Here is a 20,337-nt window from a genome sequence, read left to right on the forward strand (position 1 = left end):
CGCACAGGACGGGTGACAACTCGATTACGAGAAAGCCCATCAACTGCATCCGAGGGAGAACACCGTGACCGATGTTTCGTCGCAGGGCCCGGCCCGGAGAGACGACCGACGTGTGTTGACCAACCGCCAGGGCCACCCCGTATACGACAACCAGAATCAGAGGACGGTGGGCCCCCGCGGACCCGCGACGCTGGAGAACTATCAGTTCCTCGAAAAGATCAGCCATTTCGATCGAGAACGTATTCCGGAAAGAGTGGTGCACGCGCGCGGTTTCGTCGCCTACGGATATTTCGAAGCCACCGGGAAATGGGGCGATGAACCCATCACGAACTACACGCGCGCGAAACTCTTCGCCGAGCCGGGGAAGCGGACCGACGTCGCCATCCGGCTCTCCACGGTCATCGGTGGACGCGACTCGTCGGAAACCGCCCGCGATCCACGAGGTTTCGCGGTCAAGTTCTACACGGAGGACGGTAACTGGGATCTCGTCGGAAACAACCTCGCGGTTTTCTTCATTCGCGACGCGATCAAGTTCCCCGACGTCATCCATTCACTGAAGCCCGACCCCGTCACTTTCCGGCAGGAACCCGCACGCATCTTCGACTTCATGTCGCAGACACCCGAAGCGATGCACATGCTGGTGAATCTGTTCAGTCCCCGTGGCATTCCGGCCAATTACCGCACTCAGCAGGGCTTCGGGGTCAACACCTACAAGTGGGTCAACGCCGAGGGCGTGACACACCTCGTGAAATACCATTGGATTCCGAAGATCGGTGTCAAGAGCCTGACCGAGGACGACGCGGCAGCCATTCAGGCGCACGATCTCGGGCATGCCAGCAAGGACATGTACGAGGCCATCGAGCGCGGTGACCACCCCGAATGGGAACTGCGCGTACAGATGATGAGCGACGACGACCATCCGGAGCTGAACTTCGATCCCCTGGACGACACGAAGGTCTGGCCGGAGAACGAGTTCCCCGCCATGCCGGTCGGCAGAATGGTGATCGACCGCAACGTCGAGAACCACTTCCTCGAGAACGAGCAGATCTCCTTCGGCACCGGCGTCCTCGTCGACGGACTCGACTTCTCCGACGACAAGATGCTCGTGGGACGCACGTTCTCCTATTCCGACACGCAGCGTTACCGGGTGGGGCCCAATTACCTGCAACTTCCGGTCAACTCGGCGAAGAACGCCCACGTGGCCACCAATCAGCAGGGCGGACCGATGGCATACGGCGTCGACGATGTCGGCGACAACCCGCACGTGAACTACGAACCGTCCATCACCGGCGGTCTGCGCGAAGCCGAGTTCCCGACTCACGACGATCAGGGGCCGGAAATCCGGGGTCGTCTCACGCGCAAACGTATTCCGCGTACCAACGACTACGAGCAGGCCGGCCAGCGCTACCAGCTCATGGAGCAGTGGGAGAAGGACGACCTGGTGAAGAATCTCGTCGGCGGTATCGGGCAGGCCGTCCGCGAGGTGCAGGAGCGGATGGTGTGGCATTTCTTCATGTGCGACGACGAGCTCGGACAACGCGTCGGCGACGGACTCGGTATCAGTGCCGACGACATACGGGATCTACCGCCGTTGCAGAGCCAGACCCTCGACGAGGACGAACTGCAACGCGCAGCGAATCTCGGCAAGAACGGTCCCCGTGATGTGACCGGATTGCAGATGACGCATTGCGTGCCCAACGAGCGCGAGGTCCACGCGTCCTCGTAGCGTCCGTCCGTCTCGGCCCCGGTGGGCAGTCACTTGTCGAAGTGGCTGCCCACCGGTCGTTCTCCGGAACCGTTCTCAGGCGGTGACGTCGACGACCACCCGGCCGCGCACCTTGCCCGCCAGGATCTCCTCGGCGAGTCGCGGGACGTCCGAGAGCGGTTCGACCCGCGACAGCGAATCCAGGGTGCTCGCAGGGAGATCGCGGGCGAGACGATCCCACGCCGACCGGCGCAGCGGAGTCGGCGCCATCACCGAGTCGACGCCCAGCAACGCGACGCCGCGCAGGATGTGCGGCATCACCGTGGCATCGGGCATCGACGGTGACTCCGTGAGACCGCACGCGGCGACCGCGCCGCCGTAGCGGATCTGCGACAGCACGTTCACGAGCGTCGAACCGCCCACCGCGTCCACCGCGGCATCCCAGCGTTCCTTGCCCAGGGGCCGGCCCTTGCCCTGCAGTTCGGCACGGTCGACGAACGACGACGCACCGAGTTCGCTCAGGAAGTCGTGGGTCTCGGGACGGCCGGTCGCGGCGACGACCGTGTGTCCCGCGGCAGCGGCGAGCGCGACGGCGATCGACCCGACGCCACCGGCCGCGCCGGTGACGAGCAGTTCCGCGTCGGATGCGATCCCGTACCGTTCGAGCGCGTCGAGGCACAGGGCGGACGTGTAGCCGGCGGTGCCGATGGCCATGGCGTCGCGGGTGGAGAAGGCATCGGGGATGCGCACGAGCCACTCGGGCTTCACGCGCTGGCGCCGGGTGTACCCGCCCGACTGGGTCTCGGACAGACCCCAGCCGTTGACGACGACGCGGTCGCCCGGCTTCCAGTCGGGGTTGCTGCTCTCGAGGACGGTGCCGGCGAGATCGGCTCCGGCAACCAGCGGGGTGCGTCGCGCCATCTTCTGCGGTCCCGCGATCACGAGACCGTCCTTGTAGTTCAGCGAGGAGTACTCGACCTCGACGAGGACGTCGTGTTCGGGAAGGTCGGTGTCGGTCAGTTCGCGGAACTGTGCCACCTGGCCGTCGTCGGTGTCGTCGACGACCAGGGCACGGAAGGAGGACGGCTGTGTCATGGATCCGATCCTGACAGGCCGTCCTCCTCGCTGCAGCCGAAAGCGGTCAGGCCGCGTGCGCGCGGAACCGTCGCAGTCGCAGGCTGTTGGAGACCACGAACACCGACGAGAAGGCCATCGCGGCACCGGCGAGCATCGGGTTCAGCAGGCCCGCGGCCGCCAGCGGCAGTGCCGCGACGTTGTATGCGAACGCCCAGAACAGGTTGCCCTTGATCGTCGTCAGCGTGCGGCGCGACAACCGGATGGCATCGACCGCGACCATCAGGTCGCCGCGGACCAACGTCAGGTCGCTCGCCTCGATCGCGACGTCGGTGCCGGTGCCCATCGCCAGACCCAGGTCGGCCCGGGCGAGCGCCGCGGCGTCGTTGACACCGTCGCCGACCATCGCGACCACCGCGCCCTCGCGCTGGAGTCGCTCGACCACGTCGACCTTGTCGGTGGGCAGCACGTCGGCGATCACGTCGGCCTCGTCGATGCCGACCTCGGCCGCCACGGTGTGCGCGACGGCGGCGTTGTCGCCGGTGAGCAGGATCGGACGCAGGCCGAGCTCCCGCAGTTCGGCGACGGCCTTCGCGGAGGTCGGCTTGACCGCGTCCGCCACGACGACGATGCCGCGGGCCTTTCCGTCCCAGCCGACGGCGATGGCCGTGCCACCGGACTTCCGGGCCTGCTCGAACGCCTGCTGCAGGGTCTCGGAGAGATGTTGCGACCAGTCGGCCAGCAGCTTCGGGCGTCCCACCAGCACGGCGCGGCTCGTGTCGCCGTCGACGAGCACTCCCTGGACACCGAGGCCCTCGACGTTCGTGAAGTCCTCCACCTGGGGCAGGCCGCCGAACCTGTCCGCAGCCGCGTCGCTGATGGCACGTGCGATCGGGTGTTCCGACGCCGACTCGAGTGCCCCGGCGTACCGCAGCACGTCGTCGGCGTTCTCCCCGTCGTCGGCGACGACTTCGCGCAGCGTCATCCGGCCGGTGGTGACCGTACCGGTCTTGTCGAGGACCACGGTGTCGACCGAACGGGTCGACTCGAGGACCTCGGGTCCCTTGATGAGGATGCCGAGCTGGGCGCCGCGACCGGTACCGACCATCAGCGCGGTCGGGGTGGCCAGGCCGAGGGCACACGGACAGGCGATGATCAGCACCGCGACCGCCGCGGTGAAGGCCGCCGCAGGTCCGTTGCCGGTGCCGAGCCAGAAACCGAGTGTGCCGGCAGCGATCAGCAGGACGATCGGCACGAAGATGCCGGAGATCCGGTCGGCCAGGCGCTGCACCTGGGCCTTACCGTTCTGGGCGTCCTCCACCAGCTTCGCCATCTGCGCGAGCTGGGTGTCGGAGCCGACGCGGGTCGCGCGCACCACGAGTCGTCCACCCACGTCGACCGTGCCGCCGACGACACTGTCGCCCACACCGACCTCGACGGGAACGGATTCACCGGTCAGCATCGACGCGTCGACCGCCGACGTGCCCCGTTCGATCACACCGTCGGTGGCGATCTTCTCACCCGGCCGTACGACGAACAGATCCCCGACTGCCAACTGCTCCACCGGAACCCGGGTCTCGGTGGTCCCGTCCGGTCCGAGGACCGCGACGTCCTTGGCACCGAGTTCGAGCAGGGCACGCAGGGCGGCGCCTGCGCGTCGCTTCGATCGTTGCTCGAAGTAGCGTCCGGCGAGGATGAACGTCGTGACACCGGCCGCGGCCTCGAGATAGATGTTGCCGCTGCCGTCGCCCCGCGCGATGGTGAACTCGAACGGGTGGACCATCCCCGGTTCACCCGCCGTTCCCCAGAACAGGGCGTAGACCGACCATCCCAGGGCAGCAAGGGTTCCCAGCGACACAAGGGTGTCCATGGTGGACGTGCCGTGGCGCAGGTTGATCCACGCCGCCCGGTGGAACGGCCACGCACCCCACACCACGACCGGCGCGGCGAGGGTGAGCGAGAGCCACTGCCAGTTGGTGAACTGCAGGGCCGGGATCATCGCCATCGCGATCACCGGCACCGTCAGGATCGCCGAGACGACGAGCCTGTGACGAAGCGCCGCAACCGAATCGGTTTCGGGCACGTCATCGGACCGGTCGGCCGTCTGCGCGGGCGGCGGCGGCAGTGCGGCGCCATAGCCGGCCTGTTCGACGACCGTGACGAGATCCTCGGGTGTCACGTCGTCGGGGTAGGTGACCTTCGCCTTCTCGGTGGCGTAGTTGACGGTCGCGGTGACGCCGTCGAGCTTGTTGAGCTTGCGCTCGATGCGATTGGCGCAGGATGCGCAGGTCATGCCGGTGATGGCGAGTTCGATCGATTCGGCGGCGACCGGCTGACTCTGCGTGGTCATGTGTGTCTCCTCGGAAAAGGTGCCGTCAGCGGCCGGAATGGTTGTGGTCACCGTGCGCGCCGGACCCCGTCTGCACCTCGCCGGTGTCTCCGGCGGTGAGAGCGAAGGCCGCGGTGCGAACCACTCCGTCGTGCTGGAAGTCGAGATAGAGGTGATAGGTGCCGGTACTCGGGACGGAGGTGTGGAAGACGACCTCGGGGCCGGGTCGTGTGGTGCCGTCGCCGGGTGTCCCGTCCGGGTGGACGTGGAGATAGGCGAGGTCGCCGCCGCGCAGTGCCACCAGGTGTCCGTAGGCACCGAGATAGGGCTGCAGGTCGGTGACCGGCTGTCCGTCCTTGCTCACGGTGAGGGTGAGCATCGCGTCGGTACCCGACGACAGGTCGCCGTCGAGGGTGACCTCGTAGCCGTCGACGGTAGCGGTGCGGTTGTCGGCTTCCAGTGGGGCAGGGACGAATTCGCCTTCCACCGTGAGGTCGGTGCCCAGCGTGAGCGCCTCTCCCCCGGTGGGCGTGAAGTCGGTGAAGACCCGCCACGTGCCGGGCGTGAGGTCGACGTCGACGGACCAGATACCGGTGTTCTCGTCGAGTACGGGATGGACGTGCTGGAAATCGGTGAAGTCGCGGCGCACGACGATCAGGTGCAGCTCTTTGTCGTGGGTGACGTCGAAGTCGGTCACCGGCACGCCGTCGGGACCGTTGATCGCGAATGTCAGGTTCCTGCCCTCACCCGACTCGAGATTCCTCTCGGCGAGCGCGAGAGTATAACCGTTCTGAGACATCATCAGACCTCCCGGGATGTCTTCCACAGCAGGTGTTTCCGCGGCGCTGCCGGTGGCGGTGTCCTCACCGTGACCGGCGTCGTGGGCGCTCGCGGTCGGATCCCCGGTCTGCTCCTCCACCGGGCCGACGGTGGCGCCGACGAGCAGCGCGATACCGAAGACCGCGGCTACGGCGGCGACGAAGCCGGTGAGCTTGGCCGGGGTGTTCATGCGAGGTTGTAACCGGCCTCCTCGACGGCGGCCGCGACGGCGGCATCGTCGAGGGACTCGGCGCTCGTGACGGTGACGGCACCGGTGTCCAGATCGACCTCGACGTTCTCGACGCCCGGGATCTCCTGGACCTCTTCGGTGACCGACGCGACGCAGTGCCGGCAGGTCATGCCGGTGACGGTGTAGGTGCTGGTGTGGCTCATGGGAACTCCTCGGATACGGGTCGTGAACGGGTCGGGACGATCAGGAGCGGACGAGTCGCGCAATGGCGTCGCTGGCTTCCTTCAACTTGAGGTCGGCCTCGTCGCCGCCGGCGCGCACGGCACCGGCCACGCAGTGCGCCATGTGCTCGTCGAGCAGACCGAGCGCGACGGCCTCGAGAGCCTTCTTCATCGCCGCGATCTGCGTGAGGATGTCGATGCAGTACTTCTCTTCCTCGACCATCCGCTGCAGGCCGCGAGCCTGCCCCTCGATGCGACGCAGTCGCTTGAGGTAGTCGGCCTTGGTGTTGTTGGCGATGTAGCTGTGCTGATGCGCGTCGTCGTGTGCGACGGCATCGGTGTGCACGGTCTCGCTCGGGGTATTCGGCATCGGAGTCGTCCTTGTCGGTGCGCTCGGCGGTCGTCCTGACGGATACCATACCCCCCTAGGGTATCTACGACAAGGAGCGACCACCGAGAGACATCACCCCTGGTCGACGGCCGGGGCGATCACCAGACTCGCGAGGCGACCGGCCGCATCGAGGCGGAAGCGGTAATCCAGGTCGACGACACCCCCGGGGAAGTTCCCTTCGATTCGGCACCGCACCGACACCCGATCCGAGGCGGCGTCGCCGTCGGCGGAGATCGGGGTTGTGGTGTACGAGAACTCACCCGCGACCCGGTCGAGCCACTCCCTGATCTCGGCCCTGCCACGATGGTCGGTCCCGTCGTCCGTCACGTGCGCATCCTCCGCAAAGAGCGGAGTCGCCGCGGTGCGATCCTCGCCTGAAGCAAGAGCCAGGTAGGCGCGCACGGCATCCGGACACCGGTCGACCACGGAATTCGTCATTGCAGTTCCTCTCGATAGTCCTCGGAGTCACTTCTATTTTAGAAGTAACAGTGACTGCTAGAATAGCAGCGACGTCGAGGAGGTGGCATGGCCGGCAGAATTCGTCTCGAGGACCGCGAGTGTCCGCTGTCGACGACATTGGGCCTGGTCGGTGAGTGGTGGACGGTGCTGATACTCCACGACTGCTTCGACGGTTATTCGCGTTTCGACGAGTTCCAGGACAACACCGGGATCTCGTCGAGCATGCTCACGAGCAGACTGAAAGCGCTTGTCGAGGCGGGAATCCTGGAGCGGAAGCCGTACCAGGAACGACCCGTTCGTTACGAATACGTACTCACCGCGCTCGGCCGATCGCTACGGCCCGTGCTGATCGCGCTGGCGGCCTGGCGGAATGCGCAACTGGCCGCGCAGGAGCGGTCCATGATCCTGGTCGACTCACACACCGGCCGCGAAGTCGAGCCGGTGGTCGTCGATGCCGCCACCGGCGAGCGCGTCGACGATCCGCGATACATCTATACCGCCGGCCCGGCGGCGGGACCCGAGATGCGCGAACGCTATGCCCGCAGAACCGGCGCCGCGTCCGGACGCGCAGACGCAGACGATGGTCACGAGCCCACGGTGTCGTAACGACATTCCGTGCGGATGAGTCGTCGTTTCGGGGCGGGAGCGACATCCACGGCGCCCGGGTCGCACGCCGCACCACGAGCTCCCTGCGAAGCTCAGGGCACGTGCATCATCTTCCCTGCGAGGGTGAACAGACGGCGGGAGAGCCGGATGACGGGGATGCCCAGCGGAATCAGCAGGATCGTCACGCACAACACCGCGCCCAGGAGCATCACCACCGCGGCGACGATCCCCAGGACGGTGCCGAGCAGGGCGGTGAGAAGTCCGAGCACGACATCCAGTAGGCCACTCAGAGCACGCATGACGACCTCCTACCCCCATCCCCCATTATGCGCCGGTCGCCGGTGTTCACTTCCTCCAGAACAGGTGATGGACCACCCCGCTCGCGCTGGGCACGACCTCGAGGTGGAAACGGTCCCGTAGCTCGTCCGGGGAGTCCCAGAGCTTCAGACCGGTGCCGTACCGCACCGGCGCCACCACGACGTGCATGGTGTCGACCAGATCGGCGTCGAGGAACTCGCGGATGGTGGAGACGCCACCTCCGAGTCGGACGTCCTTGCCCTCCGCGGCGGCGCGAGCCTGTTCGAGCACCGCGGCCGGTTCACCGTTCACGAAATGGAAGGTGGTGTCGGAGAGTGCGAAGGACGGACGTTCGTGGTGGGTCAGAACGAACACGGGGGTATGGAACGGCGGTTCGTCACCCCACCAGCCCTGCCATTCGTGGTCCTGCCACGGACCCCGCTGAGGACCGAACTTGTTGCGTCCCATGATCTCCGCACCGATAGTGCAGGAGAAGTCCCGGATGAAGTAGTCGTCGAGCCCGCGGCTCCCGCCGGGTTCGGTGCGCAGGTGCCAACTCGCCGTGGCACCGGCCCACTCGAACATCGGACCCGGATCCAGGCCGAAGGGACTCTCGAAGCTCTGGTCCTCCCTCGCACCGATGCCGTCGCTCGACACCGAAAAGTTCTGTACGCGCAGCAACTGACCCACTCTCTTCTCCTCACATCCGATCGACCGGTACGAAGAGGAAGACCTCGCGAGCCGTGCGAACTCATCGCACCGTGCTCGGCTCACGGAGAGCCTCGGGACAGCCGTCCGGCCTGCTGACACCGCGCGTGCCTGCTGGTATTTTCGTGTCCAGTGATCAGCACCGTGTATCCGTGAGACAGATGTTCCGCGCCGTCCGCGAACCGCGTCTGCAGGCGGCGGTGATTCCGTGTGCCCCGAGAGGGAACCCGGGCCAGGGTTCCCCGATCCCGTCGTGCAGTCCTTCATGCATCGGAATCGACTCTCGGAGTTCACATGCTCACCCCATCACGTCACTCGTCCCCATCACCGATCGTTCACCGATCCGACCTTCGGGGCGATTGCAGCCGTTGCTTCGCACTGTGTTGCACGGCTTTCGGATTCACGAGGTCTTCGGACTTCGCCGAGGACAAGCTCGCCGGGTCACCGTGCCGACATCTCGACGCGCGCTTCTCGTGCACCATCCATGAGACGCTGCCGTCCCGCGGCTTCCGCGGCTGCACGGTCTTCGACTGTTTCGGTGCCGGCCAGGCCGTCTCCCAGCGGTTGTTCGCCGGTGTGAGCCGGCAGGATCGATCCGAGACCTGCGACCGGATGTTCTCGGCATTCGCCGTCGTGAAAGAGCTGCACGAGATGATGTGGCATCTGCTCGAGGCCCAGGAACGCACCTACGATCCGGAAACCGCGGACACCGCGCGGGAACTCGTCGCATCCCTTGTATCCCTGACCCGCCGGAGCGTGGGCGAACTCGAATCCCTCGACATTGCCGAGATACGCGCCCGCGTTCGACCGGTCCTCATGGAGGTCAGCGCGGAGGTACGGGCTTCGTACTTCGCCGACGACGAGCGGATACATCCGGACCTGGTCCCGGGCGCCGATCTCGCCGGAACCGATCTACGTGCCCACCGATTGTGCGGCGCCGACCTGCGGGGCGCGGTACTGATCGGCGCCGACCTCAGGGGATGCGACCTCGCCGGCGTCGATCTGCTCGGCGCGGACCTGCGCGGTGCGTGGGTGGAGGACGCCGATCTGTCCCTCGCCCTGTATCTCACCGGGCCACAACTCGCCGCCGCGCACGGCAATCGACGGACCCGAGTACCCACGAGCGTGCCCGTACCACAGATCCGTGTCGACCTCACCGCGGATCGGCACCCGAGCGACTGACCGGCCGGAGGGCCGACAGCCCGGAAGACCACGACGAAAAGGACGAGGTCACGATCTCCGAAGAGTTCGTGACCTCGTCCGTCACAGTTCGTGGAACTGCACACTGTGGGCGAAGGGGGACTTGAACCCCCACGTCCCGAAGGACACTGGCACCTGAAGCCAGCGCGTCTGCCATTCCGCCACTCGCCCGAGCAACGCCGAAAACAGTAACACACACCGGAGTCAAACAACTATTCGCCTGGTCAGCGGGCTGCCAGCGCCGCCGGTTCGAGTGCCGAGCACATCCGTCGGAGACGTGCCGAATACCGCAGGGTCGAATCCGGGGAAAAGTGGATACCATGCAGTGACGAGATCTGCATTGCGACACGCTGAGTACGGAAAGGGGGTCGCCATGGGTATTGCCCAGCGCTTCGAGCGCAAACTCCAGGCCGCGATCGGCGACGCTTTCGCCCGCGTGTTCGGGGGCGGCGTCGTGCCCCAGGAAGTCGAGGCGGCGCTGCAGCAGGAGGCAACGGACGGCGTCCAACAGCTCGATCGGGGCCACATGCTCGCCCCCAATCACTACGTCATCACGATCAGCGAAACCGATCACGACGCCCTCGCAGCGGATCGGGACTTGACTGTGAAGGCATTCTCCCGTCACCTTGAGGACTTCATCCGAGAACAGGGATGGCAGACATACGGTGAGATCCAAGTCGTCTTCGAGTCGTCGTCGGCACTGCACACCGGGCAGTTCCGGACTCGCGGCTCGGTAGATCCCGATGCGGGGCGCTCAGCGACGCGTGCTCCGTCACCGCGGAACCCACAGAACCGCCCACCCGTGACCTCTGAACCAGGAGCTGGCCCAATGACGCAGAACCCCGGCTACGACCCCAGCCGTGACCCCGCCGAGGCGGAACCGCAGTACGCACGCAACGGTCACGCGCACGTCGGCCAGGAGCAGCGCTACAACCAGGGCTACGGCAACGCCGGCTACGACCAGGCTCAGGGCGGCTACGACCAGCAGGGTGGTTACGACCAGCAGGCGTACGGCCAGGCCTACAGCGAGCAGGACTACCAACAGGGCGGCTACGACCAGAGCGGTTACGACCAGCAGGCCTACGGTGCCCAGGGCGCCCAGCCGCAGGCGTACAGCCAGGACTACGGCCACGACTATCCGCAGCAGGGTGGCTACGACCAGCAGGCGTACGGCCAGCAGGGTTACGCGCAGCCCGGTTACGACCAGGGTTACCAGGACCAGGGTTACCAGCAGGGCGGCTACGATCAGCAGGCCTACGGTCAGCAGAGCTACGCACAGCCGGGTTACGACCAGCAGTACGGCGCGCAGCAGGGCGGCTACGACCAGGGTTACGCCGCCGCGGCTCCCGGTTACGATCAGGGCTACCAGCAGGGCGGCTACCAGTCTCCGACTGCCGGTCGGGTGCTGACCGCGACGCTCCAGCTCGAGGACGGCAGCGGTCGCTACTACCAGCTCCGAGAGGGCAGCAACATCATCGGCCGCGGCCAGGACGCACAGTTCCGCCTGCCCGACACCGGCGTCTCGCGTCGCCACATCGACATCCGCTGGGACGGCCAGGTCGCGATGCTCTCCGATCTCGGGTCGACGAACGGCACGACGGTCAACGGCGCCTCGGTGCAGGACTGGCAGCTCGCCGATGGTGACGTGATTCGCGCCGGGCATTCCGAAATCCTCGTGCGCATCCTCTGATCAGCCGGTATCGAAGGACCGACCGGACCCGTTCATACCGTCCGACGCGTGTGACAGCGCGTCGGACGCTGCATGGAGTCGTCCGGTGTCCGTATTGTGAGTGACCGCACGACCAGGAACACGACCGGTCGACTACCCCGAAGGAGGATGCACCGTGCAGGGGCTGATTCTGCAGCTGACCCGAGCGGGATTCCTCCTCCTGCTGTGGTTGTTCGTATGGGCGGTGTTGCGCACGCTCCGGTCCGACATCTACGCCGGTGCCGCGCGACCGCTCCCGCGTTACTCCCCCAAGCAGTCGGTGCTGCCGACGCTGAGCCGTAACAAGACCGCCAAGTATCTGGTGGTCACGCAGGGCGCGCTGGCCGGCACGAGGATCACGCTCGGCACCCAACCGGTTCTCATCGGCCGTGCCGACGACTCCACACTCGTGCTGACCGACGACTACGCGTCCACGCGCCACGCACGCCTGTCGCCGCGAGGTTCCGACTGGTACGTCGAAGACCTGGGGTCGACGAACGGCACGTATCTCGACCGCGCGAAGGTCACCACCGCTGTCCGTGTCCCGCTCGGAACCCCGGTCCGGGTGGGCAAGACCGTGATCGAGCTCCGCCCGTGACCCTCGTACTCCGATATGCCGCCCGCAGCGACCGCGGCCTCGTGCGCTCCAACAACGAGGACTCCGTCTACGCCGGTGCCCGCCTGCTCGCCCTCGCCGACGGCATGGGCGGCCACGCAGCCGGCGAGGTCGCCTCGCAACTGATGATCGCGGCGCTCGCCCACCTCGACGACGACGAGCCGGGCGGCGACCTTCTCGGCAAGCTCGCCGCGGCCGTCCGCGAAGGCAACGCCTCGATCGCCGACCAGGTGGAGGAGGAGCCCGAACTCGACGGTATGGGCACGACGCTCACGGCCATCCTGTTCGCCGGTAGCAAGCTCGGCCTCGCGCACATCGGCGACTCCCGCGCCTACCTTCTGCGCGACGGTCAGCTCACCCAGATCACCCGCGACGACACCTTTGTGCAGTCGCTCGTCGACGAGGGCCGCATCACCCCCGAGCAGGCGCACACGCACCCGCAGCGGTCGTTGATCATGCGCGCGCTGACGGGCAGCGAGGTCGAACCGACGCTCACCGTGCGCGAGGCCCGCGCCGGCGACCGTTATCTCGTGTGCTCCGACGGCCTGTCCGACGTCGTCAGCGACGAGACGATCGCCGACACCATGCGGCAGGGCACGCACGACGAGTGCGCCGACCGGCTCATCGAGCTGGCACTGCGCAGCGGCGGTCCCGACAACGTCACTGTCGTCGTCGCCGACGTGATCGATCTCGACTACGGCCAGTCGCATCCCATCGTTGCCGGTGCGGCATCGGCGGACGACGACGAGGACACTCCCCCGCCGAATACCGCAGCGGGTCGCGCCGCTGCGATGCGACCGCCGCGCGCCACCCCCAAGCGGGTCATCAACAAGGCTCCGGAGCCCGAGCCGAAGAAGAAGCGCAGCCGCCTGTGGTGGCCCGTCGCCGCCATAGTGGTGATCGCAGTGCTGGTCGGCGGTCTGTTCGTCGGCCGTCAGTTGATCCGCAACAACTACTACGTCGGCGCCGACGACGGTCGTGTGACCGTGCTGCGCGGCATCCCCGGCGACGTCTTCGGCTATTCCCTGCAGGAGCCCGCGCGCGTCGGGTGCATCACCGACGAGGGCGACCTCACGCTCGTCGACCCCGCCAGCGCGTCGTGCCGGGTGATGCTCGTCGACGATCTGTGGCCCGCCGCCCGCGAACAGGTTCGTGCCGGTCTTCCGTCGGGGTCGCTCGACGACACCCGCGAACAGATGCAGCGGCTCGCCGAACTGGACCTGCTGCCGGTGTGCACCCCGGAGGAACCCGAGCCCACGCCCGGCACACCGGCCCCCGGTCCGGGAGAGCCGACGCCGGCTCCCGGACCGAACGGCACCCAGCCCACCGAGACACCCGCGGTGCAGCCCCCGGCGCCCGGTGAGCCGCAGCCGGGCGAACCGGCACCGGCCTCCCAGCCCGGCGAACCGCTCCCCGGTGAACCCCAGCCCGGTGAGCCACAGCCCGGCGAGCCGACTCCCGGCGAGCCGACTCCCGGCGAACCCGCTCCGAACATGGAGCCGGCTCCCGAGCCCGCGCCCCAGATCCCCGGTCAGAACTGCAGGGTGGGCGCCTGATGTCGGTGTCCCATGGTGTGGGGGCCTTCCCGAGCCCTCCGGGAGGTTTCGCCCCGGCTCCCGTCCAGTCGACCCGGCGCAACACCGAATTGGCTCTGATCATCGCGGCCATCGGTGTCACGACCGTGTCGCTCATGCTCGTCGAGGTCTCGATGGAGCAGGCGCTGACCCTCGACCTGCTCAAGTACGGGGCGACCTTCGCGGCGCTGTTCCTCGCCGCGCATCTCGCGGTCCGGCGCTTCGCGAAGTACGCCGATCCCCTGCTGTTGCCGATCGTCGCGCTGCTCAACGGTCTCGGACTCGTGCTCATCCACCGGCTCGACCTGTCCGATCAGGAGAACGCCCGCTACATGGGCCTGCCGCCGCCGTCGCCCGATGCGACGCAGCAGGTGCTGTGGACGGCGCTCGGCATTGCGCTGTTCATCGTCGTGCTCGTGTTCCTGCACGACTACCGCCTGCTCGCGCGGTTCAGCTACACGCTCGGTCTCATCGGCCTCATCGCACTCGCGATCCCGGCCCTGCTGCCGAGCAGGTTCTCCGAGGTCAACGGCGCCAAGATCTGGATCCGGCTGCCCGGTTTCAGCATCCAGCCCGGTGAGTTCGCGAAGATCCTGCTGATCATCTTCTTCGCATCGGTCCTCGTGGCGAAACGCGATCTGTTCACCACCGCGGGCAAGCACTTCCTGGGGATGGATTTCCCCCGTGCCCGCGATCTCGGCCCGATCCTGGCGGCCTGGATCATCTCGATCGGTGTGATGGTCTTCGAGAAGGACCTCGGCACGTCGCTGCTGCTGTTCACCACCGTGCTGGTGATGCTCTACATCGCGACCGAACGCGTCGGCTGGCTGATCATCGGATTCTCGCTGCTCGCCGTCGGTTTCTACGCGGCGTACCAGATGTTCGGTCACGTGCGGGTGCGTGTGGAGACCTGGCTCGATCCACTCGCCGACTACAACAACACCGGCTACCAGATCTCCCAGTCGCTGTTCGGTCTCGCGACCGGCGGAGTCGCCGGCACCGGCCTGGGCAGCGGACGGCCGGGGCAGGTGCCGTTCGCGAAGACCGACTTCATCGTCGCCGCGATCGGTGAGGAACTCGGCCTGATCGGTCTGGCCGCCATCCTGCTGTTGTTCCTGATCCTCGTCGTCCGCGGCATGCGCACGGCGCTGGCGGTGCGCGACAGCTTCGGCAAGCTGCTCGCCGCCGGCCTGTCGTTCACCCTCGCCGTCCAGCTGTTCGTGGTGGTCGGCGGTGTCACGAAGTTGATCCCCCTGACCGGCCTGACCACACCGTTCGTGTCCTACGGTGGTTCGTCGCTGCTCGCAAACTATCTGCTCCTGGCTCTGTTGATGAAGATCTCGCACGCTGCCCGCCAACCCGCGATCCCCCGTAAGAAGGCGCCCACGCCGATCGCCGAGGCCAAGACGGAAATGATGGGGCGCGAATGAACGGTCCGCTCCGCAAGGTCGCGATGGCCGTGATGTTCATGGTCGTCGCGCTGCTCGCAAACGCCACCTACGTGCAGGTCATCAAGGCCGACGATCTCCGCACCGATCCGCGCAACTCGCGTGTGCTGATCGACGAGTACTCCCGTCAGCGCGGACAGATCGTCGCGGCCGGTCAGGCTCTCGCGGTGTCGGTGCCCACCGACAGCCGCTACAAGTACCTGCGCGAATACCCGGCGCCGCCGACCCAGCCGATGAGCCCGCTGGCCTACGCGCCGGTGACCGGTTTCTACTCGATGCAGTACGGCAGCACCGGACTCGAGCGGTCCGAGGATTCGCTGCTCAACGGTTCCGACAACCTGCTGTTCGGACGTCGCCTGTTCGACCTGGTGTCGGGCCGCAACCCGCGCGGCGGAAACGTCGTGTCCACGATCGATCCGGTCGTTCAGCAGGTGGCCTACGACGAGCTGACCTCGAAGGGTTACACGGGCTCGGTGGTCGCGATCGAACCGAGCACCGGCAGGATCCTCGGGATGGTGAGCACTCCGAGCTACGACCCCAACCGGTTGTCGGGACACGACGGTGCCGCGACCTCACAGGCCTGGGACGAGCTCAACGCCGATCCCGAGAAGCCGATGCTCAACCGTGCGATCTCCCAGACCTACCCTCCGGGCTCGACCTTCAAGGTCGTCGTGACGGCGGCGGCGCTCGAGAACGGCGTCACCCCCGACACGCAGTTCACCGCGGCACCGCAGATCACCCTGCCCGACACCGCGACGACCCTCGAGAACTACGGCGGAGCGGCGTGCGGCGACGCACCGACGGTGACGCTGCGGGAGGCCTTCGCGCGGTCGTGCAACACGGCCTTCGTCGAGATGGGCATCGACGACGGACGCGAGGCCCTGGTCTCGCAGGCCGAGAAGCTCGGCATCGGCGAGACCCTCGACGTGCCGCTGCCCGTCGCGGCGAGCACCGTCGGGCCCATCCCGGACGGCGCGGCACTCGGCCAGTCGAGCATCGGCCAGCGTGATGTGGCCCTCACTCCGTTGCAGAACGCGTCGATCGCCGCGACCATCGCAAACGGCGGGGTGCGCATGAAGCCGTATCTCGTCGACCGTCGGCAGGGACCCGACCTGACGGTGCTCGAGGAGACCAAGCCCGAATCGCTGGGCCAGGCGATCTCGCCGGAGGTCTCGGCGACCCTCACCGACCTGATGATCGGTGCCGAGAACAATGCCGGCGGTGGCGGTGCCATCCAGGGCGTGCAGATCGCGTCGAAGACGGGCACCGCGGAACACGGCAACGATCCGCGGAACACCCCGCCGCACACCTGGTACATCGCATTCGCACCTGCACAACAACCCCGCATCGCCGTCGCGGTGATCGTGGAGGACGGCGGCGACCGAGCTCTCGCCGCGACCGGCGGCTCGGTGGCCGCCCCGATCGGACGGGCCGTCATCTCGGCCGGATTACAGGGAGGCTGACATGGCTCTGAGCAGCGGCGCCATGATCGCCGACCGTTACCGTCTCCAGCGACTCATCGCGACCGGCGGAATGGGTCAGGTGTGGGAAGGACTCGACACCCGGCTCGACCGGCGGGTCGCGGTGAAGGTCCTCAAGGCCGAGTTGTCCGGCGACGAGGACTTCCTCGCCCGGTTTCGCTTCGAGGCCCGCACCACCGCCCAGCTCAACCATCCCGGCATCGCCGGGGTGTTCGACTACGGCGAGACCACCGACGCCGAAGGCCAGTCCATCGCCTATCTCGTGATGGAACTCGTCCACGGCGAACCGCTCAACGCCGTCCTGTCGCGGCTCGGACGCCTGTCGCTGCCGCATGCGCTCGACATGCTCGAGCAGACCGGACGCGCCTTGCAGGCCGCCCACAACGCCGGCGTGGTGCACCGCGACGTCAAGCCGGGCAACATCCTCATCACCCCGACGGGCCAGGTGAAGATCACCGACTTCGGTATCGCGAAGGCGGTCGACGCCTCCCCGGTCACCCGCACCGGCATGGTGATGGGCACCGCGCAGTACATCGCTCCCGAGCAGGCACTGGGCCAGGAGGCGACGTCCGCGAGCGATGTGTACTCGCTGGCCGTCGTCGGCTACGAGGTGCTGTCGGGCCGACGTCCGTTCCTCGGCGACAGCGTCGTGACGGTCGCGATGAAGCACGTCCAGGAGACCCCGGCGCCGCTGCCGACGGATCTTCCGCCCGAGGTGCGCGAACTCATCGAGATCGCGATGTCGAAGGACCCCGCCTACCGCTATTCGAACGGCGGCGAGTTCGCCAACGCCGTCGCTGCGGTGCGGTCCGGACGGCCCGTGCCCCCGCCCGGCAACGTGCCGCCGGTGACCAGCGCCAACCGGGTGCTTCCGCCCGGCGTGCCCGGGACGACGGCCCACACGTCCTCGACCCGTGCCCTGCACCCGACGCAGTACGACCAGACGGCCTATTCGTCGGTTCCCCGCTCGGCCCAGCCGCCGACCGCCGGCCGTCCGCCGGTGGCAGGTCCACCGACTGCGGGAGTGCCCGCCGACGACGACGGACGACGGTCGCCGAGTCCCACAGCGCTGGCCTGGGCCGCAGGTGCGGCAGTCGTGCTCGCCCTGGTCACTCTGGGAATCGTGCTGTTGGGCGGCGACGACGAGGAGACCCCGCGCGCTCCGTCGCCGACGACGCAGCTCACCACGACCCGCGCGACCACCACGACGACCCGTCCGCCGCTGACCACCACGACGACGTTCGTGCCGCTGCCGCCGCCCGTCGAGACGGAGACCTTCACACCCCCTCCGACCACGACGACGACGCAGCCGCCGACGACCACGGTGGAGCCGACGACCGAGCCGACCACGACGCAACCGCCCACCACCACGACGGTCCCGACCACGACGACGGCGACGACCACCACAGCGGAGGACACGGGTGGCGGCGACGGCGGCACGGGCGGCGCGGAGGGTGACGGCGACGACGAGACCGACCCCGAGGCCGCCGGTGGAGGGGACGACAATTCATCCGAAACCAGCAACGGTACGAACAATCAAGGAACGTCATGACCACACCCCGCAAGCTCTCCTCCCGCTACGAGCTGGGTGAGATCCTCGGCTTCGGCGGTATGTCCGAGGTGCACCTCGCGCGGGATCTGCGGCTCGGCCGGGATGTGGCCATCAAGGTGTTGCGTGCCGATCTCGCACGCGACCCCACGTTCTACCTGCGCTTCCGGCGCGAGGCGCAGAACGCCGCTGCGCTGAATCATCCGGCGATCGTCGCCGTCTACGACACCGGTGAGGCCGAGACCGAGGCCGGGCCGCTCCCGTACATCGTCATGGAGTACGTCGAGGGCGACACGCTGCGCGACATCGTGCGCGCCGACGGGCCGATGACCCCCAAGCGGGCGATGGAGATCATCGCCGATGTGTGCGCGGCCCTGGACTTCAGCCACCGCAACATGATCGTGCACCGCGACGTGAAGCCGGCCAACGTCATGATCAACAAGGCCGGCGCGGTGAAGGTCATGGACTTCGGCATCGCCCGGGCCATCTCCGACGCCGCGAGCCCGATGACGCAGACCGCCGCGGTGATCGGCACCGCGCAGTACCTCTCCCCGGAGCAGGCGCGCGGTGAACAGGTCGACGCCCGGTCCGACGTGTACTCGGTGGGCTGCGTCCTGTTCGAGATCCTCACCGGCGAGCCCCCCTTCAAGGGCGACTCGCCCGTCGCGGTGGCCTACCAGCACGTGCGGGAGGATCCGCCGCTGCCGTCGTCGGTGAATTCGTCCGTGCCGCCCGAGCTCGACTCGGTGATCCTCAAGGCGATGGCGAAGAACCCCGCGAACCGCTACCAGTCGGCCGCGGAGATGCGCAGCGACCTGATCCGCGTGCTGAGCGGGCAGCGTCCGAGTGCGCCGATGGTGATGACCGACGAGGACCGCACGACGCTGATCGACTCCGTCGACAACAACACGGGCCGGCACAGCCGTGTCGCGGCCGCCGGCGCTGCCGGGGCACCCGCCGAGGATTCCGGCAGCGGCTCGGTTCTCAAGAAGGTGCTGCTCGGCATCGCCGCGGTCGCCGTGGTCGGTATCGTCGGCGTCTTCCTGTGGTCGCTCGGCCCCGGTTCGACGGCCGCCCAGGTCGCGGTGCCCGACGTCCGCAACATCTCCGCCGAGCTCGCCGAGAGCCAGCTGCAGAACGCCGGCTTCCGGGTCTCGATCCAGCAGAAGAGCGATCCGGTCGTCGCGAACGGCAACGTCATCAACACCCGTCCCGTGCCCGGGAGCCAGGCCGAGGAGGGTTCGACGGTCACCCTCGAGGTGTCGACAGGACCGGAACAGGTGCAGATCCCGCGGCTCGACGGCATGACCCAGGAACGCGCAGCCCAGGAGCTGTCCGCCGTCGGTCTCCGGCTCGACCCGAACGTCGGACGCGCTCCGTCGGATGCCGACGACGAGGACCTCGTCGTCGACCAGAACCCGGGTGCGGGAGCCAGCGTCGACCGCGACAGCCCCATCACCATCACGCTGGGATCCGGCCCCGAACTGGTGCGCGTCCCCAACGTCGTGGGCCAGACCGTCGAGGTGGCCAGCGACAACATCGAGGGCGCCGGTTTCGAGGTCGTCGTCGAGAACATCGACTCCAGCGAGACCGAGGGCACCGTCGTGTCGACGAGCCCGGCCGGTGGCGCCTCCACCGAACAGGGGTCGACGGTGACGGTGCGGGTGTCCAACGGCGACCGTATCGAGATGCCCGTCATCACCAACCGGTCGGTCTCGGACGCACTCGCTGCCCTGCGCGGCGCCGGCTGGACGGGCAACGCCTCCCAGCTCCAGCAGACGCGTGAGGCGACACTCGATGTCGATCTCGTCGGCACCGTGATCACGCAGGCCCAGCCGCCGGGTTCGGAGATCTCGAAGAACCAGCCCATCACCGTGGGCGTCGGTGTGCTCGGCATCCGCTGAGCGAGCTGATCAACGACGAAAGGCGCCGGTCCTCGAAGGACCGGCGCCTTTCTCGTCG

At 67.6% G+C, this 20,337-nt stretch carries 18 protein-coding genes and 1 tRNA gene; 10 read left to right on the plus strand and 9 right to left on the minus strand.

Translation table 11 applies throughout. From position 1 onward, the window contains the following. The first annotated feature begins 64 nt into the window (after nt 1-64). Nucleotides 65-1,726 (plus strand): catalase, encoded by a 1,662-nt coding sequence (locus tag ACNJ7K_RS06430; RefSeq protein ID WP_120280977.1) that lies wholly within the window; start codon nt 65-67, stop codon nt 1,724-1,726. A 75-nt stretch (nt 1,727-1,801) separates the two neighbouring features. On the opposite strand, the gene ACNJ7K_RS06435 is transcribed toward ACNJ7K_RS06430, so the two are convergent. The 6 genes from ACNJ7K_RS06435 to ACNJ7K_RS06460 form a co-directional block, all read right to left on the minus strand. Continuing rightward, complete coding sequence (locus tag ACNJ7K_RS06435; protein ID WP_120280976.1) at nt 1,802-2,800, minus strand: MDR family oxidoreductase; 999 nt, start codon at nt 2,798-2,800, stop codon at nt 1,802-1,804. A 46-nt stretch (nt 2,801-2,846) separates the two neighbouring features. Further along, nucleotides 2,847-5,129 carry a heavy metal translocating P-type ATPase gene (locus tag ACNJ7K_RS06440; protein WP_120280975.1) on the minus strand — a complete coding sequence of 761 codons (2,283 nt, stop codon included), beginning with the start codon at nt 5,127-5,129 and terminating at the stop codon, nt 2,847-2,849. Between the two features lie 25 nt (nt 5,130-5,154). Beyond that, nucleotides 5,155-6,117: a hypothetical protein gene (locus ACNJ7K_RS06445; protein ID WP_120280974.1), complete on the minus strand. Its 963-nt coding sequence runs from the start codon at nt 6,115-6,117 to the stop codon at nt 5,155-5,157. Then, complete coding sequence (locus tag ACNJ7K_RS06450) at nt 6,114-6,320, minus strand: heavy-metal-associated domain-containing protein (RefSeq protein WP_120280973.1); 207 nt, start codon at nt 6,318-6,320, stop codon at nt 6,114-6,116. The genes ACNJ7K_RS06445 and ACNJ7K_RS06450 overlap by 4 nt, the downstream gene beginning before the upstream one ends. 40 nt (nt 6,321-6,360) lie before the next feature. Beyond that, nucleotides 6,361-6,708, minus strand: coding sequence for a metal-sensitive transcriptional regulator (locus tag ACNJ7K_RS06455; protein ID WP_024102573.1), 348 nt, complete (start codon nt 6,706-6,708; stop codon nt 6,361-6,363). A 93-nt stretch (nt 6,709-6,801) separates the two neighbouring features. Next, on the minus strand, nt 6,802-7,167 hold the full coding sequence (locus tag ACNJ7K_RS06460; RefSeq protein ID WP_120280972.1) for a nuclear transport factor 2 family protein: 366 nt from the start codon (nt 7,165-7,167) through the stop codon (nt 6,802-6,804). A gap of 87 nt (nt 7,168-7,254) precedes the next feature. On the opposite strand from ACNJ7K_RS06460, the gene ACNJ7K_RS06465 reads away from it, so the two are divergent. Beyond that, nucleotides 7,255-7,794: a winged helix-turn-helix transcriptional regulator gene (locus ACNJ7K_RS06465; RefSeq protein ID WP_120280971.1), complete on the plus strand. Its 540-nt coding sequence runs from the start codon at nt 7,255-7,257 to the stop codon at nt 7,792-7,794. Nucleotides 7,795-7,886: 92 nt separating this feature from the next. On the opposite strand, the gene ACNJ7K_RS06470 is transcribed toward ACNJ7K_RS06465, so the two are convergent. Both ACNJ7K_RS06470 and ACNJ7K_RS06475 read right to left on the minus strand, forming a co-directional pair. Continuing rightward, nucleotides 7,887-8,093, minus strand: coding sequence for a hypothetical protein (locus tag ACNJ7K_RS06470; protein ID WP_006553307.1), 207 nt, complete (start codon nt 8,091-8,093; stop codon nt 7,887-7,889). 46 nt (nt 8,094-8,139) lie between these two features. Then, nucleotides 8,140-8,781, minus strand: a complete 642-nt coding sequence (locus ACNJ7K_RS06475) for a dihydrofolate reductase family protein (protein ID WP_487041375.1) — start codon at nt 8,779-8,781, stop codon at nt 8,140-8,142. Nucleotides 8,782-9,093: 312 nt separating this feature from the next. Here ACNJ7K_RS06475 and ACNJ7K_RS06480 point away from each other — a divergent pair, with 312 nt between their 5' ends. Beyond that, nucleotides 9,094-9,981 (plus strand): pentapeptide repeat-containing protein, encoded by an 888-nt coding sequence (locus ACNJ7K_RS06480; protein WP_174246958.1) that lies wholly within the window; start codon nt 9,094-9,096, stop codon nt 9,979-9,981. Between the two features lie 106 nt (nt 9,982-10,087). Here the strand turns inward: ACNJ7K_RS06480 and ACNJ7K_RS06485 are convergent. After that, nucleotides 10,088-10,170: transfer RNA gene (locus ACNJ7K_RS06485), tRNA-Leu, on the minus strand. A gap of 202 nt (nt 10,171-10,372) precedes the next feature. Here ACNJ7K_RS06485 and ACNJ7K_RS06490 point away from each other — a divergent pair. The 7 genes from ACNJ7K_RS06490 (at nt 10,373) to pknB (ending at nt 20,279) form a co-directional block, all read left to right on the plus strand. Next, the gene (locus ACNJ7K_RS06490) at nt 10,373-11,689 is read left to right on the plus strand and encodes an FHA domain-containing protein (protein ID WP_120280969.1); all 1,317 of its coding nucleotides are present in this window, start codon (nt 10,373-10,375) and stop codon (nt 11,687-11,689) included. A 154-nt stretch (nt 11,690-11,843) separates the two neighbouring features. Further along, on the plus strand, nt 11,844-12,305 hold the full coding sequence (locus tag ACNJ7K_RS06495; protein WP_006550946.1) for an FHA domain-containing protein FhaB/FipA: 462 nt from the start codon (nt 11,844-11,846) through the stop codon (nt 12,303-12,305). Beyond that, the gene (locus tag ACNJ7K_RS06500) at nt 12,302-13,879 is read left to right on the plus strand and encodes a PP2C family protein-serine/threonine phosphatase (protein ID WP_487041376.1); all 1,578 of its coding nucleotides are present in this window, start codon (nt 12,302-12,304) and stop codon (nt 13,877-13,879) included. Before ACNJ7K_RS06495 ends, ACNJ7K_RS06500 begins: the two co-directional genes overlap by 4 nt. Next, nucleotides 13,879-15,327: an FtsW/RodA/SpoVE family cell cycle protein gene (locus tag ACNJ7K_RS06505; RefSeq protein WP_159417094.1), complete on the plus strand. Its 1,449-nt coding sequence runs from the start codon at nt 13,879-13,881 to the stop codon at nt 15,325-15,327. The genes ACNJ7K_RS06500 and ACNJ7K_RS06505 overlap by 1 nt, the downstream gene beginning before the upstream one ends. Continuing rightward, entirely contained in the window at nt 15,324-16,808 is a 1,485-nt protein-coding gene (locus ACNJ7K_RS06510) for a peptidoglycan D,D-transpeptidase FtsI family protein (protein ID WP_106200896.1), read from the plus strand. The genes ACNJ7K_RS06505 and ACNJ7K_RS06510 overlap by 4 nt, the downstream gene beginning before the upstream one ends. Nucleotide 16,809: 1 nt before the next feature. Beyond that, entirely contained in the window at nt 16,810-18,378 is a 1,569-nt protein-coding gene (locus ACNJ7K_RS06515; protein ID WP_487041377.1) for a serine/threonine-protein kinase, read from the plus strand. Continuing rightward, entirely contained in the window at nt 18,375-20,279 is a 1,905-nt protein-coding gene (gene pknB / locus ACNJ7K_RS06520; RefSeq protein WP_230789416.1) for a Stk1 family PASTA domain-containing Ser/Thr kinase, read from the plus strand. The genes ACNJ7K_RS06515 and pknB overlap by 4 nt, the downstream gene beginning before the upstream one ends. Nucleotides 20,280-20,337 lie beyond the last annotated feature (58 nt).

The sequence above is a fragment of the Rhodococcus shunpengi genome, assembly GCF_048381395.1.
Lineage (GTDB): Bacteria > Actinomycetota > Actinomycetes > Mycobacteriales > Mycobacteriaceae > Rhodococcus.

What these genes read in the sequence shown, in the direction of transcription:
- ACNJ7K_RS06435 (WP_120280976.1), bottom strand. Translation starts at nt 2,800, where the DNA reads ATGACACAGCCGTCCTCCTTCCGTGCCCTGGTCGTCGACGACACCGAC.
- ACNJ7K_RS06440 (WP_120280975.1), bottom strand. Translation starts at nt 5,129, where the DNA reads ATGACCACGCAGAGTCAGCCGGTCGCCGCCGAATCGATCGAACTCGCC.
- ACNJ7K_RS06445 (WP_120280974.1), bottom strand. Translation starts at nt 6,117, where the DNA reads ATGAACACCCCGGCCAAGCTCACCGGCTTCGTCGCCGCCGTAGCCGCG.
- ACNJ7K_RS06450 (WP_120280973.1), bottom strand. Translation starts at nt 6,320, where the DNA reads ATGAGCCACACCAGCACCTACACCGTCACCGGCATGACCTGCCGGCAC.
- ACNJ7K_RS06455 (WP_024102573.1), bottom strand. Translation starts at nt 6,708, where the DNA reads ATGCCGAATACCCCGAGCGAGACCGTGCACACCGATGCCGTCGCACAC.
- ACNJ7K_RS06460 (WP_120280972.1), bottom strand. Translation starts at nt 7,167, where the DNA reads ATGACGAATTCCGTGGTCGACCGGTGTCCGGATGCCGTGCGCGCCTAC.
- ACNJ7K_RS06465 (WP_120280971.1), top strand. Translation starts at nt 7,255, where the DNA reads ATGGCCGGCAGAATTCGTCTCGAGGACCGCGAGTGTCCGCTGTCGACG.
- ACNJ7K_RS06470 (WP_006553307.1), bottom strand. Translation starts at nt 8,093, where the DNA reads ATGCGTGCTCTGAGTGGCCTACTGGATGTCGTGCTCGGACTTCTCACC.
- ACNJ7K_RS06480 (WP_174246958.1), top strand. Translation starts at nt 9,094, where the DNA reads ATGCTCACCCCATCACGTCACTCGTCCCCATCACCGATCGTTCACCGA.
- ACNJ7K_RS06490 (WP_120280969.1), top strand. Translation starts at nt 10,373, where the DNA reads ATGGGTATTGCCCAGCGCTTCGAGCGCAAACTCCAGGCCGCGATCGGC.
- ACNJ7K_RS06505 (WP_159417094.1), top strand. Translation starts at nt 13,879, where the DNA reads ATGTCGGTGTCCCATGGTGTGGGGGCCTTCCCGAGCCCTCCGGGAGGT.
- ACNJ7K_RS06510 (WP_106200896.1), top strand. Translation starts at nt 15,324, where the DNA reads ATGAACGGTCCGCTCCGCAAGGTCGCGATGGCCGTGATGTTCATGGTC.
- ACNJ7K_RS06515 (WP_487041377.1), top strand. Translation starts at nt 16,810, where the DNA reads ATGGCTCTGAGCAGCGGCGCCATGATCGCCGACCGTTACCGTCTCCAG.
- pknB (WP_230789416.1), top strand. Translation starts at nt 18,375, where the DNA reads ATGACCACACCCCGCAAGCTCTCCTCCCGCTACGAGCTGGGTGAGATC.